Genomic DNA, 18370 nt, shown 5'->3' on the forward strand with positions numbered 1-18370 from the left:
ATAGAATGAAAGCGATTGCAAAAGTAACGATAAATATGAACTCATATTAAGATAATTTTCTATTTATTACAACCAATAGCAAAATCCTGCACCTACAATATGAGCGCACGACTGGAACGAATCCTTTATTTTGATTCGAAGTTATTGTATACTAAAAATTATTTGAGCATACGCAATAATTTTTACTGAAGTAAACTTTTGTTCAGAGGCGGACCTAGTTGGTTATGGAACGTTTAAGTGTACTGGCATAAAAGTTATCATTCTAATTTAACAGGTGATAGAATTGAAAACCTTTCTTCAATTAAATACGGTCTTTCTTAGCATGATCATGGAAGCTATCCCGTTTGTACTTATAGGTGTAATTATCTCCGGGTTTATTCAATCCTTTATTACAGAACGCTGGATCGCACGCATTATGCCGAAGAATCAATTTATGGCTTCATTGTTTGGCTGCAGCATCGGTATTCTGTTTCCTTCCTGCGAATGCGGTATCGTTCCAATTACACGACGATTGCTGAAGAAAGGGGTGCCACTGAGTGCGGGCATTGGTTTTATGCTGACGGGGCCGATCATTAACCCAATCGTGCTCTTCTCAACATTCATCGCCTTTGGGCACGATTGGCGGTTTGTGGCAATCCGTGCAGGTATGGCTTTCGCCGTAGCTTTGGTCGTTTCGATGACGTTGGCCCTCTTATTCCCAGTGCTTCCCCTTAGGGAGGCAGACATCCCAAGAACAACAGCTTCAGAAACAGCTGCGACTTCAGAGTTCGCTATCATTGAACAGCCCCGTGTTCCTATTTTTCAAAAAATTGGCTCTGTTTTGACACATGCCGTAGATGAGTTTTTCTCCGTTGGCAAATATCTTGTTTTGGGCGCATTTATAGCAGCCAGCATGCAGACGTTCATCCCAACATCTTCGCTTCTGCACGTCGGAAGCAATCCAGTAATGGCCTCTTTGGTCATGATGTTCCTTGCATTCACCATGTCGCTCTGTTCAGAAGCGGATGCCTTTATCGCCTCTTCGTTCCGCAGCACGTTTTCAATTGGATCACTATCCGCGTTCCTGGTTTATGGACCTATGATTGATATCAAAAATACGTTAATGCTGCTAGGTTCATTCCGTACTAAATTTGTCATTGTGCTCATTGCTCTCGTCAGTGTGTGTACACTTGCAGGATCATTAATCGTCGGGAGGTTATTCAATTGATTCGATTTGTCATTTTGGTTGGATTTGCACTTATGTTTGCATTAATCCATAAGCAAGGGGATTTGAATAAATATATTAATACGAAATATTCTTATCTTTCTATTAGTGCCATTATTTTATTATTAATCTTGTGTTTAATTGAATTTATTCGTCTTCAACTGATTGATAAAGCCAAGCAGAAGCAGATTGAGCGTGCTAATGATCCAGTTCAAGACAATCACAATCTTGATATTGCACAAAACTGCGATCATAGCCATTGCCAAGCACAGCATCCAAGCGGCCATCGCCATGACCATGACGATTTCGGTCATTCTCACGAATCGTCCTCCAAGTGGAAGCGTACATTTGGTTATATGATTCTCTTTTTCCCAATCATTACTGGCATTTTTCTGCCCGTTCAAACATTGGATTCGAGCTTCGTCAGGGCTAAGGGCTTCACCTTGCCCGTTGGTACAGAATACATGTCTGATGATGCTCCAGGTGAGCATCAGTTTCTTAAACCTGACTCCAGCGTGTTTTATGGAAAAGAAAACTATGAGAAGCTTAAAAATAAAGAACTGAAGCAATTTCTGAACCGCGGCGACATTTCCTTGGATGACGACAACTATATGAAAGGCATGGAAGTCATTTATAATTATCCAGGCGAATTTATGGGCAATACGCTTTCCTTTGAAGGTTTTGCCTATAAAGGCGAGCAGGCTGCTGAAAACTATTATTTCGTTTTCCGTTTTGGATTCATTCATTGCGCCGCGGATTCTGGTATCTTTGGCATGCTGGTTCAATTTCCAAAAGGAACTGTCCTTCATGACGATGATTGGGTGCGTGTTACGGGCAAGCTCTCATCAGAATTTTACCAACCGTTCAAGCAAACGATACCCATACTGAGAGTGACATCATGGGAGCCGATTACCGAGCCAGAGGACCCTTATGTTTACCGTAATTATTAAATTAGTAATTGGACTACAACAGCGGTCGGAATCCAAATCTTGAGTGCAGTGGTCCCCTTTCTATTGCTTGTTGCAACTATCCACAATTAATCGACAGTCTCATAGCAACCGTTAGAGCAGTCTTAACAAAGGAAGACGCAGTTCGCGGCTGTAGTGCTTTCGAATGGCTGCTCCCACCGCCCGTCTACGCGGCGGTGTCCAGCAAGCAAAGAGCCTGCATGCCGTAAAGCGGCAATTGCAGGCCCTCTGTTTCGTTATGTTAATGCAGAATCAATCTGAATATCCGCTCCACCCCACGCGAGCTGCGAGGTCCAAGGTGCAGCAGGATCGCTCCAAAACGGATGCGAGGCGGGAAGCCCCAACGGTAGGAACACTGTAGAGCATAAGTACAGGCTGCCCGTCGAAATATATCCCTCTCCAAGCCCAGGCTGATGTCCCGCCAGGCCAATCGTCAGCCATCCGGCGTCCGTAAACGTTCCTGGTGCTTCAAGCGTGCGCCGGATAACAGCCGTAAGCGCGCTGCGCACGCTTCCCTGTGCAAGCTCCTCCGGCAGTTCATCGCGCAGTGCGCTTTGCGCGAGACTTTGGAAGGCGCCGCTGCGGTAAGCGAGCGAACGGCCGATCGGCGGAAACGAGCCGTCCGGCGCAATGAACCGCTCTAGTACACTGGCATAGCGACGCGCTCGCGGCAGCACCGCCAAGCGATATGCGTCCCATGCCTCATCCTGGCTATGTACCGCCTCCAATATATCAACCAGCATAGGTTGAATAACGAAGCTGTTGTAATAGTCCCAATGAAAGTTAGGGCCATCGCCGTAAGCGCCGTCTCCTTTGTACCATTGCTCATGCTGTCTGATCGCGTAATCAATTCGCATCGGGTCCCAGTCGCGCTCGCCCGCCGCGAAAAGAGCCGCTTCAATAATTGCAGAGAAAAGCAGCCAATTGTTGGCATAAGGCTTGCGGCTGCGCGTCTCCTTAAGCGCTGCGACCACATTGCGCTGAACGGCGGGCTCCAGCTTCTGCCACAGCTCCCGCGGCGCTCTTAGCAGCGCTTGCGCCAGAAAGGCGGCGTCGACGATCGGCTGCGCCCCGTCCGTGAAATTCATATAGTCCGGCGACGCAGGGTCTGTACCGGCCGCGATCGCTTCCCGGGCCATCGACGCATACCGGAGGCGAAGCTCTTCCTCCGCTGCATCCGCTGCCCCGCCCTGCAATTCAAGCCAAGGGGCAATGCCCGCAAGCAGCCGGCCAAATGCCTCCAAATGTGTAAATTTCGCTCTTTCCTCTTCTAATCCCGCTTTGCTTTCTACCGGCATGTCGCGTTTTAGCCTCCGCTCCACGAGTGCGGATAAGACAGGCTCAGCTACCTGCTGCATCCGCTCCAGCCAGTACGTTCTGTCTGTCGTTAATGCAGGGTTATATGAAGTACAATTCATTGCAATGTTCCTTTCTTGGCCGATGGGGCTATTAATTTACGTTAAGATTTACGATGTGAGATGAAATATCCTTATTTGCCACTGAAGGTAATCTGTTAAGGATTAATCCTGCAACTATGAGCTTATTGAAAAAGTATACAATGAAGAATGACCAAGTGCTCGTGATAGCAAAGTACATTTTGTGCATCTAGATTCTTCTTTTTTATCGAATAAACGATTCTAGATGGATTTCATGCATCTAGTTTTATTGAATTACCCTATATTTTGCGAATTGAGGCAAACTAGATGTAGTTTTTCCCTTTAGAATCACAAAAAAGCCAAATTTCTCAATACTAAGTACAGGAAATGCAGTTAGCTTTAGCGCGTAGGTGCTCGTTTCACAAAACAAAGTTTGTCATTGTTGCAAAGTACTTTTTGAGCTTTTCAACAGCCTGAGAGTATCTAATTATCAGCTAGAAAATTGAAATTGAAATGCTGTTTCTATTGTACCTCTGTTCGGCGTACCCGGCAAAAGAAAAATCCAGCGTATACCAGTACCGCCCCCTGCCACCATGAATAATGATTTCCTTACACCCACTCTCCATCATCACCGTAATCAACCAGGACGTACAATTGTTCCACAATCTTCTATTGTTGGCATGTTGCTCGCAGTGTCCATCCTTCTCTTTTATGCAATCGCTAGCTGCTGTTTTGTTCCCGATACTCGCCAGGCGTAATGCCGCATACGGATTTGAAAAGCTTGGAAAAGTAGCTTTTATTGTCGTAGCCGAGAGATTCCGATATCGTCTCAATGCTGCTGTTCGTCCAGCGCAACAGCTCTTTAGCCCGATCGATCTTAAGCTTGGTGACGTATTCAACAAAGGTTTCTCCTGTTTCTTTTCGGAACAATCTGCTAAAGTAACTGGGGTTCATATGGAGCTCGTGTGCAATTTCATCCAAAGATATTTTGCTTGTAATGCGCTGCTCAAAATAGCGTTGGGCCTTTATAATATCCGGTTTTTTTGCTTGCATATGAATACTCCCACCACTTATCTACGCTATCGCTCCGATTGAAGTGAGGGTTTCTGATGTATCTTCCTAAGCTATCTCAGGTTGCTTAACATCAGTGGAGTTGACACGTTGATGGTCTGGTTACCATCCAACCCCTCTACCCCATTCGTTCCTTTGGCGGAGACGTTTGGGAATACTTTTCGCATAATATTGGCTGCACCGTTCACATCAGCATGAATCAAGCCTTGCGCGCTCTTATACAGCCCGCGGCACATCCGTTTGCCCGAGAAGCTCCATGTTCCCTCTTCGTCATATCCCGGCAACGGGTCTTGATCCAAAAAGCTGGCTTTTGACGTATAGGCTTCTTCGGTCAGGATGACCGTCAATCCCTGTTCAGCCGCCTTATATTGGATCATGTGGATGAGCATCTGATGGGGAATATGACAGAAGGCTTGATTATTGCGCCGTCCCATCCTAGCTGCTTGTTTCCAGCCATCGTTATGCCCAATGACAATCGTACCTACCTGCTCTTCTACAGCGAATTGGACGATATGATAACTCGCTTTATGAAAGTAGTCCTTGATTCGGCGATAGCGCTTCAGATGCAGCCGTTCCAAGCGTCTGGATGTATGTCTACCTTCTCGCGGCTGCTTACCGTGACGAAGAATACCGGTATAATACGCTTTCATTTTGTTGTAATATTGATTGATCGCTTTCACCCTCTTGCCCTTCACAACCACCGGCTTGATTCCGGTTGTCGTGACGATGGTTGCAAGATTGTCGACACCAAGATCAATCGCGAGCACATATTCTGATGTGACTTCCTTCTGTTCGACCCGGTACGCAAAGACCATTTCGACCACGTATTGTCCATAGCTGGGGACAACACGCACTTGCTTCAGTTTCCCGCCCGTGCAGCCCAGCTTGCCGATGTTCAATTGCTGCTTGGTTCCGGGAAGCTTAAGAAACTTCTGTTTTTTGATGACACAATCCTGATTGGAGAACACCACTTCCTTCATCTTGCTTCGAGCGTATCCCGGAATACGGGGCTTGCCACTGTACTTCTCCGGGTGCTTGCGGTAGTCCTTGACACTCGCAAAGAAGGCTTTCCAATTGTTGAAGACGACCTTCATCATCCCCTGACTGCTCTGCGTTGGAAGTGATCGATAATCAGTTTGATCCATCACTTTGAACAAGGCATCCAAAAAGTTATAATCAACAAAGGGATTCTCTGACGTTGGCAGCTCGAACGGATAGGAACGATTCTTTTCACTTCTCCGTTCATTCATGGCGTCAATATGCATTGCCAATGTATCCAACACTTGCTGCTGCAACGGTTGCAGGGAATCCTTCCGCCCAAATGCGGTAAAGATCTGCCGGATGTAAAAGTTAGTCGTATTATATAGGTTCTTAGCGTTCTGACATACTTGATCGAAGTAGGGAAACAAACGATGGCCTGGCTTGATCCACACCTGCATGGTTCTGTACCTGAACGTCGAATCTGGCATGACTTCCCCCCTTCCATAATACATACAAGAACAAATGTTCCTATCTCAATTATATCGCTAATGAGTTTGGAAGGGAAGATTATCTTGTGGGAAGATTCAGGAAGCCACCGATTCACCTCGTCACTTGTAGAAGTGGGAGTCCTCTAGGCGAGCAATGGTAGATCAAGCGACCAAAGGGATAATTTTTCTAATACCATTGAAATACGGTGTGATCGGTCAAGAAACAACAGGGCCCAGCGGGATGTTCAAAGCTTTGCGCACCATTCCTGTTCTGCTAGATATTTGCAAGGACATGGAGGAGCTTGCTCCCGATGCATGGCTGCTGAATTTTACGAATCCTGCGGGGATGGTGACGGAAGCTATTCCTAAACGGGAAAAAATGTCCCACAGCAAGGCTGGGACGTGTCATTTTTACAAGCGCTCGAATCTATTCCTTCGTATTATTTGAAATATTTCTATCTGACGGACGAGATGCTTCAGGAGCAATTGCAAGCAAGCAAAGGGGAAGGCACGCGCGCGGAAATTGTTAAGCGGAATGAATCGGAGCTGTTTGAAATGTATAAAAATCCGGATCTGAAGGAAAAGCCTGTACAGCTGGAGCAAAGAGGCGGCGCTTATTATTCCGAAGCTGCTGTTAATTTGATGCGTTCCCTGTATAACGGGAAAAATGATATTCAAACCTTGAATGTAGCGAATCAAGGCATTATAGACTTTCTTCCCTATGACGCCTGTATAGAAGTCAATTGTGTTGTGACTAAAAACGGGCCGATTCCACTGCCGATGACGAAAATGCCGAATCATATAAAAGGCTTGCTTCACGCCGTTAAAACCTATGAGCAGCTAACGATAGAAGCAGCTGTCGAAGGGGACAGAACGAAAGCGCTGCTTGCTCTGAGCCATCATCCATTAATCCCTTCCGTATCTGTCGCACAGAAATTGCTGGATGAAATGATGGACGCTAACAAGCAATATTTACCGCAGTTTAGTAATTAATAGGCTCAAAATTTGCAAGGAGCTGTTCCGTGGTCATTCGTGACCTTGCGAAACAGCTCCTTTAAAGTTTACAAAACGCTTACCGTTGTATTGGTTTGAGAGGCAGCGTTAAAACCATATCTTCCTCTTGCGACAGACTCCTCGCTTTAATCAAGCCCGAATCTTCTGTAACCTCGACCGAATTTTCATTTCCTTGACTATTCATCGATAGGGAACCTATAAAAGCAGCCTTTTGAAGCTGACGGAAGTCGATTGTGCGCTGGCTGCCGGCATAGATAACAAAATCAAGCGCCAGCTTGCCATCATCAAGCTTGTTTACTTGCCAACCTTGGTGCTGCAAGCTATTTGTACTGCCATCCTCTTCATCAAATGCAGCATACCATTTGCTGAGCTGTACAGTAGAATTCCCAATTTTCAACTGTACATTTTGGTCTTCCGTATCACATACGATTCCTTCCAAGCAACCGTAAAGCTCCAGCCTTATACGCAAGTCCTTTGCCGTAATGGTTCCATCGATCATATCCAAATTCGGATGTGTATCGCCGCCATCTGTTACAAAACTGATGCCAAACAGAACATGGCTCTCCTTCTGCACGCCATGGAATATTGCTGAGCAATAGTCATAGCCGTCATGCAAAAAGCGGAGATGGGCATAGACAGGCTCACCACCATTGTTTATATAAGCAAGCAGCGTTCTTGTCTGATTCCACATAATCTCTCTATTAAAACTGCCCAAAGAGTAATCGGCTGTCATATAGGTATAAGCCCATTTCTCGGGGCTTTCCTTGCTAGCTGATGTAAATTTCTGATGAAGCTCTCTTGTTTCACTGCTGCTAAAACGAGTACGATATTTCTCAGGACAACGGATACCGGCTTTGTACCATTCCGAATTATAAGGCATTTCATCCTCGCTGAAGAAGCTGATTTCTCCTTCAGTTGCCATTTGCAAATACGCTTGGTGATTAGGATCAAGTAACGTATGATAGCATCGGCTATGCGGTCCTGACCATTGTCTGGTTGCCGCATGAAAATAGGAAGATACTTGCGACCAGACCATTTCAAGCAAGCTTTCAGCTATTTGATTAGCCTCTTCATTACATGTTTCCGCAGCAATTTTTGATAGTTCGGTTATGGCAACTGTCGTATACGTCGGACTGTTAAACTCCTGGAAGGCCTTGTTGATCTGCGTAAAATCATTCAGCTTGCGCAGCCGCTCTATTCCATACTGTTCATATTCCTTTATTCTAAATAATTCCCCGGCAATTAACGTAACGAACGCACCCATAATAGCAATATTAGTGTAATGAGGACCTATATTACGCAAAATGATTGCATCGCAAGCACAGCATATAGACTGCTTCACTTCCTCATATAACGAAGCCGGAAGCCGTTGTCCGTGACGAGATATAACCAGAACGAGCTGCTTGCCGCAAAAATCAGCCCAGTTCCAATCCGGCGGAGACATTTGGTCAAGCGGTTCTTCATAAAACCAAGACCATATGCCGAATGTATTTCGACTGCGGTCTCTATCCTGTAAAGAAATAACCTGCTTTAGAATGTCGAAGGCCCGTTGTTCATATTGAACCATTTCCGTATCCAGCAGCCCCAAAGCATAGATTAATGAATGATTGGTGGAATGTATAAAATCCGCTTCTTTAATTGTGGTATGATAACCGGGACTTGAAAATGGCGAGCGGAGCATATGGATTTCTGCGTTATAATTTAATTCATTTGACGCTATTTGCTTTCTAAGCAATTGCAGCTCATTTACTTTTATATCGTTTCTCATACGTTTTCCAACTCCCTGTTGTTCCGCAGCTGCCCAAGACAGCTGCGGCGTTCATCTGTGTTTTTTTCTAATCCATCTTCTGTAGAAACTTCTGTAAATTTAAAGCGATAATAGCTGCTTCTGCACGGGTAACTTTTCCAAGCGGGTTGAATCTCCCATTCCCATTGCCCTGCATCAAACCGTTTGCCACTGCTTGCTCAACATAGCCTTGCGCCCATGAAGGGATGTCTTTGGCATCGGTGAACAACTGATCCAACTGCTTTGTTAGCTCACTCTGCTCTCCAGACGTGCTGTGTAATGAAGATATACGGGCAAGTACAGCTGCAAGCTCTGTGCGAAGCATTTCACCTTGCGGCTTGAAACCGCCGTCACTATAGCCTGAAATCCATCCTGCTGCCACTGCCTGCTCCACAGCTTGTCGAGCGTAGCTGCTAATATTAGCAGCGTCATTAAATCTCACTGCAGGCTTTACTGGCTCCCCATGCCCTGCTTGCGACCTCGTATTTTTATTCTGAAGTTCCGCCATCCGGACCAGCATCGTAATGAAGTCCTGACGAGTCACCGTTTGATCCGGTCTAAACGTACGATCCGGAAAGCCGGTAACAAGACCGGCAGCGACAGCTTGCTCAATCGATTCTCGGCTCCAGTGTCCAGCAAGGTCTGTAAGCACCGGTTGCGTTTTTGGCATATCTTGCTGCAGCGCTGCAACAGCATAAATACCAAGCTCCTGAATATATGCCGCTACATATTCTTCATCTGCCTTCGCATCCACAATGATCCATACTTTTTGTTGCTCGTCATAGCGGACGAGGACAATTTTCTCATCCTGCGCTGCCTTTCCTTCATAGAAAAGGCGAAGCTCGGCAGGCTTTGTCAATTCAGCCTCTGCATTTTGGCTTAATTCAAATACAGAGCTTAGGAGACGAAGACCTTGCTGTTGGATATTTCTATTATTAAGCTCTTCAATTTTGAACGTCGCACCTGATGTTGTTGCTCCTGCCGGAATGCTCAGCTTAATTTGGCGTTCCTTGCTTATCTCGCCTGCTGCTCCCGCCGGAATATAAAGCTCTCCCTCTTTTGTGTTAATAGGAAACACGGATGGCGGCTGCTGTTTTTTTGCAATGGTTAATTTTACTGTAGCTGTATTCGAGTATCCATAGCCATCATGGACACGGAAAGTAAATTGATCCTCACCTGCTGCTGACAATGATGCCGTATATCGGAACTCTCCTGATGACGGATCCACCAGTTCTACAGTGCCTTGTTTAGCTTTAGTCACTATTTCATAAGTAAGCGCATCGTCGGAGCTAGCTTTTACTGTAAGCTTGCCAAGCAGATCCTTGCCTGCTTCTGCCTGATAGGAAGCATCTTCAGCAATCGGTAAATCCTCCGTATGCACCCACTGCATCGTTTGGAACAGGCTGCCTCTCTTCTCCAGTCCGATTCCAGACCCCCACTCCATCCAGCCGCGGCGTCCATCCCCGTTATTGTCATTCACAAGCAGGGAAAAGCTCATTACTTCATGACGCAGCGGAAGCACTGGGGACAACTCGGACCACGGTAGAGCCATTTGGTACATCGTTGTCTTACTGCTTTCATCTCGTTCAACAACTAATTTTCCGGATTCGACAGGTCCTTTAGTAGACCCAGGCGGACCGGCGAAACGGTACATTTGCGGACCATCTGGCGTGCTGGACAGTCCAAATTCATACCAGCTGCTACTTTCGCCAGGCACGCCTGCGGCAACAGCAAACTGTATACTGTCGTTATTCCATATTTGATCACCTTTAAGCTCTGCAGCGTGCACCTTATCGTCAATTTGTGCCGTCAAATAGAAATGGTCACGATCGTAATTCAGCCATATTTTACCGCGCACATCGATATTGCCGCTTACACCAGCAAGCTTAACTTCCTTGGCTTTTTGCAAGTCAATGGTTGGAGCCATTGCCGCAAGCTCAGGATCCATCTCTTTTCCAGGCTCTATTTTGCGTTCCGTAATCGGGTTGAAGCCAAAGCTTCCGTCATAACGATAAATATCCGTTTCGTTAAACACAACCCGCACAGAAGCCTTATAATTTTCTCCGAATGCGTAATCTGGAAGCGTTATGCTCAATTGTCCAGACTGTTCGGGAGCTATGCTTGCGTCCCAGTTCTGTATGCCGGAGTGATTAGCAATGCTCCATTCCACGCGCTGAACATCCAATTGATGAATTTTACTAAAGTTAGCTACATCAACATGAAGCACCTGCTTAAACTGTCCGTCCTCATCCTTGGACAGCTCAATAGCCGGACGAACCTTTACTTCCCTTGCTTTATCAATTTGCAACTGATAGCCGAGCTGGCCGGTTTTCTTGCCGTCCTCCATTACGTAAATCGGTATATTTCGATAGCCTTCACGTGTGTCGGACACCATTATTTCTGTACGGGCTGTTTGCCCTGACTCGATTATTACCGGGTATGTCTTCCCTTCAACTTCATAAGTCAGAGAACGCCTTTTCTGACTATTATTCGTTAACGCAATGATAAATTTCCCGCCATCTCCTGCAGCTATAGCTGCACCGCTGATTGTAATGGATGTTTCAACTGAAATATCGTCTACTTCTCCCAATACATAGTATGGCTCGCTGCCAAGAGAAAGTGTAACTTTCCCGTTTACAGGGGTATATTGCTCTACATTGCCCATCATATTCATCACTTCAAAAGGATTGCTGCTGGCCATTTGAATAATCATGCTCTCATTGGACCAAACCACCCTGACAGGCTGACCGTCCTTCGAGAAGCGATAACTGTGTATAGGAGCATCTACACTTTCCTTTTCTTCAAACTGTGCTCCCGTCAATTCCCTTGTCATAACTGCGTAGCTAACATACGCAGGTTTAGCTGTATGGGCACCGAGCAAGCTTTTCTCATTGCGAATTATTCCAAAATTATCTTCATTAAGATCAGCCTGCATGCCGTCATCCATTAAGTCGTACCAAACCATCTTGTCTACACCGCTGGCAAGTGCAATCACATGACCCTGCAGCAGATAATCCGCTTGAAGTTTTTCGTCGATACCTCGCGCACCCAAGAAAGTAGGCCAGCCGAACTCTGTCAGCCAGATGGGGACAAGCTCTCCATTATTATGTTGTTTAATTAAAGTTTTCAAATTTTCAAGCTTTCCAGCAAGCCCTTCGGGATTGTTCGGATATTCATACTGCTGCACAGCAATCGCATCCAAATAATTCATGCCGCCTCTTTGCAGCACATCTCCAATCCACTCCAGATTAATACCGGCAGAAACAATGCCCACAATTGGCAAGTCTTGATGCTCCGCCTTTACAACCTCATAGGTTTTCTTCAATAACTCATAATAATAACTGGCTTGTGAATTAGCCGGACTATTACCGCGCTTGCCAAACCCGCCATTAAACTCGTTATACACATTCATAGCAAGTATTTGATCTTTATAATGTTCAACATAGGCTTTGGCATAGTTAGCCATGCCAAGCCGGCCTGCATCTGTAAATGGCGTTCCGTTATTATCGTAGAACGGATTATTGTAAGCGGCTACAAATAATAGCGGAATACCTTCATCCTTTAATCTTTCCATATAATTTTCAAGAGCAGGCGGGAAACTGTATACCCCCTTTTCTTTTTCAATACCGGACCATTCTATACCGTCACGTACAAAGGTTGCCCCCGCATACTTGATCAGCTGCACCAGATCCGCATTCCAACCATAGGCAATTCGGTGCAAATGTGTATTTAATCCGAATGGCGATCCTCCGTTTGGCGGTGCTGTGAACGGTGTAAGCACCGAGTATGTTGTTTTTATACGAATGGGCAGACTTCCACTTTGTTCAGCCTGTGCTTCAAGTGTGAAATAACCAAGCCCCGTATTAGGAACTTCAATGATTGCCTGGCCACTTTCCACTTGTTTTGTTCCTTCTGCCACCTTTGTCCCGTTCAGGTCATAAGCTTGCCAGCTCACGTTCGGACGAACCGTTTCCACAATAAACTTGGCAGGCTCATTATTCATGAATACATTGCCCAGCACGGTTTGTTTGAACTTCGTTTCCGGCAGCCTAACTGTCAGAATAGGACCATCCTCACTCCACTCCCCGGCAGCATTCCCTGCCTGTATGGTAAATGTATAACGTTGGCCCACTTCTAAGCCTGCAACAGAATACTCTCTTGTCTGGCTACCCACAGTGTCTCGCAGCATGCCCTCTTGATAGATGCGGTATTGTGTGACACCAGTTTGGTCATCTGCAGCATTCCAACCGATTGTTACTGTATTTTCACCCATGCTTTGGAGATGAACGCTGCTGCCTGATGGCCAGCTTGGCGCCGATTCGTTGGCACGAGAACTGCTAATTTTAAGATAAGGCTTGTTCTCTGCATTTTCTTTACTGTTTATAGCGGCTACCAATCCGACCTCTTCCAGTTGGATGAGTCCAAAGCTGACATGTTGGCTGCCTCTGTCCAATTGATTTTTCACATAGGCGGTCACATCTGCCTGATGCCATCCCAAATTTTTATTTATAGTAACTTTGCTTAGATAATGCACAGCCTCCGGCCTATTGTTCCAGGTCATTTCTGACTCTTTCCATGTGTGATTTTCCAGCCCAAAGATAGCAGTTTCTATGTGACTGCCTCCGCCGTCTACCACTGAACCGTAAAAATGGAGTGTTGCTGTGCCTATCTCTTCCGGGAGCGCTCCTGAATCGAATTTCATAAAAGCTTGGCGGGTCACATTAGGATCCGCTTTCATATTTTTGACGAGCAGCTTATCACTTGTTCCATAGTTTGTTTGTCCGGCGCTGCCTGCATTCACATGAGTATCCTCGACAGGAGGAACGGTTATCACATCGGGAGTCGTGACTGTTGTCTCTGGACCATCTATCGTCCAGTTGCCGGAAGGGTCAGACGCCTCAACTTTAAAGGAGTGTGCCCCGGAAACAGACAGCCCTCCTGCCTTGTAATGCGTGCGGGCTGCATCAATTTCTGCAATCATTTGTCCATCACGTATAATACGGTAGGCAGTCACTGCCTGATCGTCTACAGCCTTGTTCCAATTGAGACTAATACTATCATCGCCAGACAAGGCAGCTGTCAGTTCGCTTCCTGGCGGCCACGCAGGTGCCGTTGTGTCTTCAGGTGCTCTATAGGTTACTTCCACATACGGCTGATTACTGACACTTTCTTTGCTGTTTATTAATCCTAGCAGCCCCTGTCCTCCAGATACATCAGGCTGTATGAAGGCAAGACTGAGCAGCTTATCTGCAGTCATATTGGCTTGAACCTGCTCTGTAATATCTATTTCAAAGCTTTTAGCATCCTTCTCGAGCATAAAATCAGCCACTATTTCTGTTTTATAAGGCGGCTTGCTGCTCCAAGTCAATGTTTCCTCGGTCCAATCATGATTTTCAGTTTGATACAATTTAATGGGAGTCGGCTTTCCTTCTGAAGCTACTCCAAATACAACTAGTTTGACCGACTCTATTTCCGTATAAATGTTTGTAAAATCAAATTTCATATAACTCTCTCGAGTTAGATCAAGATTACCTTTTTTAATAGCAAGACTTGTTTCTTTGCCATAATTGCTATTAGCAAATGGGCCTGAACCTCTTACAAAAGTATCATCCGTTGGCGACATCCGAAACGTATGCAGCAAATCCGTCTCTTGCGTATTGCTAGTTTCCTGAACTTCTGCAAAAGCGGGTGTTGGATTCATTGGAAATAGTGTGCATAACATACTTAAAACAAGCAAGCCTGCTAATGTTTGAAATGAACGCTTTGTTTTTCTCATCTTCATCCTCCGAACTTGTTTAAATATAAAGCTCGTGATGCTTATTGCTCATCTCCTTGCATCCAATAGAAGCATCCAGCGGGCGATTTCGCCCGCTTTTTGCAAATATTGCTCCTATCCTTACAGATTTTCTTTATTGGCTTCGTACCACTCTTGCACCAAGCCTTCAATATTGTCGCCGCCAAGACGCTTCCATTCTTTACGCAATTCCTCCAAGCCTTGCTCAGGAGTCATAGCATTGCCGCCAGTAGCTACTTTTGTTTCGATTTGCTCAGCGATTGGACGGAAGGTCGCAATAAGCTGGCTCAATTCTGGAAGATCAGGATTATAAGCAATATCTCTGCGGAATTTATTTTTCAAAGCCGTTTCGATAGAAATAGTTTGCAGTTTAGCATAGGCTTGAGACAATTCATCTTGTGCCGCAAGCACAGGATACCAGGATGGTTCCGGGCTCCATTGATGAATAACAGCATATTCACTTGCATAACTTGCTTCTTTGCGGAATACATCTGCGTTAATAATTTGCGGAATTCCGTTCTCCAATTTGTGATGCTCATTCTCGAAGCCCTTTTTCAGAACAAGCCAATTATCCTCAATAAGCCAATCCAAAAATGCAATCGCATCTTTAATTTGTTCTTCATTCATCTCGCTGTTGAACATGACATAAATGTTGGCTGGCGTTTCTTGATAAAGACCTGTCTTGCCCAAAGCAGTTGCAGGCGGCTCAAGCGGCACAGGCTGCGCCGTTGGCACATTTTGCATCATATCACGGTACTCATTAGGCATATCCCATGCTCCAAGCATAATAGCCGCTTTGCCTGTAATCCAAATTTGTTTGGAGCGCTCGAAATTATTGTCTGTAATGTATTCCCGATCAATCAGCCCTTCATCAAACATTATTTTTTGAAAAGCCAACGAATCCGCATAGCGATCAAGCGTTCTGGCATATACCATCTTGCCGTCTTCCAAGTACCATTGATCTGAAGCCGCCTGATATAAAGCGCGCATAATGCCATGTCCATTGCCATTAAATACGATCGGCGTCATAGATGGGTCTTTTTCCTTCACCTTGCGGGCAAAATCGATAAGCTCATCAATGGTTGCAGGAGCCGAAACCCCAAGCTCATCCAGAATGTCCTGGCGAACCCACATCGCATGATTGGCGATGCCATCAATACCGCGCTTTGATGCAATTGCATAAATCTTATTGTCTACAGTCAGATATGGTTTAAGTTCTGCATTTTTTTCTAAATAGGCTTTATAAGAGGTACTGTATTTTTCGATATACTCGCCAATCGGCTGAATAGCGCCTTGCGCCGCTAATTGCGTCATATAGTTGCGATCATATTCCCAGATCAGATCAGGTGCCTCGCCTGATGCAATCAAAGCGTTAAGCTTGCTTTGCGCCTCATTGCGGGGTACGGGAATCCATTCTACCTCAGTAGGAGAATTCTCATTGATCCATTTAGTCCAACGGTTACTCTCATAGGTGCCCTCGTCGGCAGCTACCTGTCCGCGGTCAAACATCGAAATACTGATTTTCCCTTTCTTTCCTTCCGTTTTTCCTCCCTCGCTTGCTGAAGGATTGGGAGAAGCATTACTTCCTTCATTGCTCGCTTTTGGCGGTTCGCTATTGGAACCACAAGCAGCCAATATCGACACAAGCATCATAACTGCGATTAACACTCTACTAACTTTATTTACTGTTTTCATAGATTTGTCCCCTTTTTCATAGATTCATTGGTTAGCCTTTTACAGAACCGATTAATACCCCTTTAACAAAATGCTTTTGCAAAAATGGGTATACGCATAATATCGGAGTAATCGCAATAACGATTGCTGCCGCTTTGATCGCTTCCGGCGTCAGAATAACTTGTGTGACACCTTCTGATCCACCCGCAGGATTAAGCAGATGCTGCTCTACTTGCCTGATCATTTGATATAGCTTGAGCATCAAGGTTTGCTTGTTAGACTTGCCGATATAGAGCATGACCTGGAAGTAATTGTTCCACCACCCTACAGCATAAAACAGCGATAAAGCTGCGATAATCGGTTTGCAAAGCGGCAAAATAATTTGGCTTAGTATACGCCAGTCTCCCGCTCCGTCAATAGCTGCCGACTCTTCAATTTCCTCGGGCAGTCCTTCCATAAACGTTTTCATAACGAACATATTGTAAGTGCTGATTAAGGACGGAAGCCATAAGGCCCAATACGAATTCATCAGTCCCAAATATTTGATAAGAATAAAATTCGGAATCAGCCCGGTAACAAACAGCATTGTAAATGTAATAAACATTAACAGCGTACTGCGCCCGAACAATCTTTTTTTGGACAACGGATAAGCGGCCAGAATGGTGACAGCGATATTTAAAAAGGAACCAACAACTGTAACTAGTATCGTATTTTTCATCGCTACGAGCAGCTGCCCATCTTCAAAAAGCCGCTTATACGCTTCCGTATTAAACTCAACCGGCCAAAGCATAACCTCACCTGATGTAATCGCTCGACTGCTGCTGAAAGACGCTGCAACCTCATACCAGAACGGGTACAATGCAATCAACGCGAATAATGCCAGAAAAACTGCATTGATGATTCTGCCCAGCTGCGGCAGCAGCTCTGTTCTTGCAGACTTTTTGTTCATAGCTACCACAACCCCCGTTCCCCGCTCTTTTTAATAATGCGATTCACGCTAACTATAAGGATAAGACCGACAATAGACTGGAATAAACCAATGGCTGTCGTATAACTATAGTTCATATTTTGCAAACCTACTCTGTACACGTACGAACTGATTACATCTGCGACATCAAGCACTGAACTGTTTTGCAGCACCAATATTTGTTCAAGACCGACGTCCATCATGCTGCCCATTCGCAAAATAAGCAAAATTGCAATTGTACTGCGAATACCGGGCAAAGTTACATGCCAGATCTGTCGAAGCTTATTAGCCCCGTCAATCTTTGCTGCCTCATACAATTTTGTGTCGATGGATGCCATTGCAGCCAAATAAAGAATGGTTCCCCAGCCAGCCTCGCGCCATATTCCTGATAGCGTATACATAACCGGCCACCAAGCGGAGCTTGCCATAAAATAGATGGGCTCGATGCCAAACACTTTGTTCAAAATCAGGTTTATAATCCCGGTACTTGGCGACAACATCGCAACCAGAATGCCGCCCAGCACTACCCAAGAAATAAAATGCGGGATGTACAAAAAATTTTGCACCAGCCGCTTGTACCATTCCCTGCGCACCTCATTAAGCAGCAAGGCCAAAACAATAGGTACCGGGAAACCGAACACTAAGCTATATACATTTAGCAAAAGTGTGTTTCTTAAAATTCGCCAAAAGTCAGCGCTTTGAAATAATAATTCAAAATGTTTAAAACCTGCCCACTTACTTCCCAATATGCCGTCAATGAACCGATAATCCTTGAATGCTATAATCTCGCCGCCCATGGGAAGATACTTGAAGATTACATAAAACAAAACTACAGGCAAGAGCATCGTATATAAGTGCCTGTCTCGTACGAGCTTTTTTAAGACGATGCCCTTCTTCTTATCTGGTTTGACTGGCATTTGGTTCACCGGGATTTCACCTTTCACTTGTCATCCTCCTCCCTCAATCATTTTGCAAAGCTTTGCTCGTGTATCTTGCAATTGGATTGTATGGGATAATCCCTTAAGGTAGATAGAGACTCGTTTTAAA

10 protein-coding genes and 1 pseudogene are annotated in these 18370 nt (G+C 45.3%); 3 read left to right on the forward strand and 8 right to left on the reverse strand.

Going from position 1 to position 18370, the window contains the following annotated elements; genetic code table 11:
* The first annotated feature begins 322 nt into the window (after positions 1-322).
* Positions 323-1207 (forward strand): permease, encoded by an 885-nt coding sequence (locus tag V1L65_RS20945; protein ID WP_442955710.1) that lies wholly within the window; start codon positions 323-325, stop codon positions 1205-1207.
* Entirely contained in the window at positions 1204-2154 is a 951-nt protein-coding gene (locus tag V1L65_RS20950; RefSeq protein WP_331701197.1) for a TIGR03943 family putative permease subunit, read from the forward strand. The genes V1L65_RS20945 and V1L65_RS20950 overlap by 4 nt, the downstream gene beginning before the upstream one ends.
* 254 nt (positions 2155-2408) lie before the next feature.
* Here V1L65_RS20950 and V1L65_RS20955 read toward each other — a convergent pair whose 3' ends face one another.
* The 3 genes from V1L65_RS20955 to V1L65_RS20965 form a co-directional block, all read right to left on the reverse strand.
* Positions 2409-3590: a DUF2264 domain-containing protein gene (locus V1L65_RS20955; RefSeq protein WP_331701198.1), complete on the reverse strand. Its 1182-nt coding sequence runs from the start codon at positions 3588-3590 to the stop codon at positions 2409-2411.
* A gap of 678 nt (positions 3591-4268) precedes the next feature.
* The gene (locus tag V1L65_RS20960; RefSeq protein ID WP_331701199.1) at positions 4269-4601 is read right to left on the reverse strand and encodes a helix-turn-helix domain-containing protein; all 333 of its coding nucleotides are present in this window, start codon (positions 4599-4601) and stop codon (positions 4269-4271) included.
* Positions 4602-4672: 71 nt separating this feature from the next.
* Positions 4673-6088: an RNA-guided endonuclease InsQ/TnpB family protein gene (locus V1L65_RS20965; protein WP_331701200.1), complete on the reverse strand. Its 1416-nt coding sequence runs from the start codon at positions 6086-6088 to the stop codon at positions 4673-4675.
* A gap of 190 nt (positions 6089-6278) precedes the next feature.
* On the opposite strand from V1L65_RS20965, the pseudogene V1L65_RS20970 reads away from it, so the two are divergent.
* Positions 6279-7081: pseudogene (locus V1L65_RS20970) on the forward strand (family 4 glycosyl hydrolase); the annotation flags it as partial.
* Positions 7082-7160: 79 nt separating this feature from the next.
* On the opposite strand, the gene V1L65_RS20975 reads toward V1L65_RS20970, so the two are convergent.
* From V1L65_RS20975 to V1L65_RS20995, 5 genes are all read right to left on the reverse strand, one after another.
* Positions 7161-8870: a hypothetical protein gene (locus V1L65_RS20975; RefSeq protein ID WP_331701201.1), complete on the reverse strand. Its 1710-nt coding sequence runs from the start codon at positions 8868-8870 to the stop codon at positions 7161-7163.
* Positions 8871-8937: 67 nt separating this feature from the next.
* Entirely contained in the window at positions 8938-14664 is a 5727-nt protein-coding gene (locus tag V1L65_RS20980; protein ID WP_331701202.1) for a CBM96 family carbohydrate-binding protein, read from the reverse strand.
* 120 nt (positions 14665-14784) lie between these two features.
* Positions 14785-16377 (reverse strand): extracellular solute-binding protein, encoded by a 1593-nt coding sequence (locus V1L65_RS20985; protein ID WP_331701203.1) that lies wholly within the window; start codon positions 16375-16377, stop codon positions 14785-14787.
* Positions 16378-16408: 31 nt separating this feature from the next.
* On the reverse strand, positions 16409-17305 hold the full coding sequence (locus V1L65_RS20990; protein ID WP_331701204.1) for a carbohydrate ABC transporter permease: 897 nt from the start codon (positions 17303-17305) through the stop codon (positions 16409-16411).
* Between the two features lie 2 nt (positions 17306-17307).
* Complete coding sequence (locus tag V1L65_RS20995; protein ID WP_331701205.1) at positions 17308-18267, reverse strand: ABC transporter permease; 960 nt, start codon at positions 18265-18267, stop codon at positions 17308-17310.
* Positions 18268-18370: the final 103 nt, after the last annotated feature.

It is taken from the genome of Paenibacillus sp. IITD108, from assembly GCF_036541265.1.
GTDB lineage: Bacteria > Bacillota > Bacilli > Paenibacillales > Paenibacillaceae > Pristimantibacillus.

Bases quoted from the DNA above. Each gene is read 5' to 3' on its own strand.
- V1L65_RS20955 (WP_331701198.1), bottom strand. From the start codon at position 3,590: ATGAATTGTACTTCATATAACCCTGCATTAACGACAGACAGAACGTAC.
- V1L65_RS20985 (WP_331701203.1), bottom strand. From the start codon at position 16,377: ATGAAAACAGTAAATAAAGTTAGTAGAGTGTTAATCGCAGTTATGATG.
- V1L65_RS20990 (WP_331701204.1), bottom strand. From the start codon at position 17,305: ATGAACAAAAAGTCTGCAAGAACAGAGCTGCTGCCGCAGCTGGGCAGA.
- V1L65_RS20965 (WP_331701200.1), bottom strand. From the start codon at position 6,088: ATGCCAGATTCGACGTTCAGGTACAGAACCATGCAGGTGTGGATCAAG.
- V1L65_RS20960 (WP_331701199.1), bottom strand. From the start codon at position 4,601: ATGCAAGCAAAAAAACCGGATATTATAAAGGCCCAACGCTATTTTGAG.
- V1L65_RS20945 (WP_442955710.1), top strand. From the start codon at position 323: ATGATCATGGAAGCTATCCCGTTTGTACTTATAGGTGTAATTATCTCC.
- V1L65_RS20975 (WP_331701201.1), bottom strand. From the start codon at position 8,870: ATGAGAAACGATATAAAAGTAAATGAGCTGCAATTGCTTAGAAAGCAA.
- V1L65_RS20980 (WP_331701202.1), bottom strand. From the start codon at position 14,664: ATGAGAAAAACAAAGCGTTCATTTCAAACATTAGCAGGCTTGCTTGTT.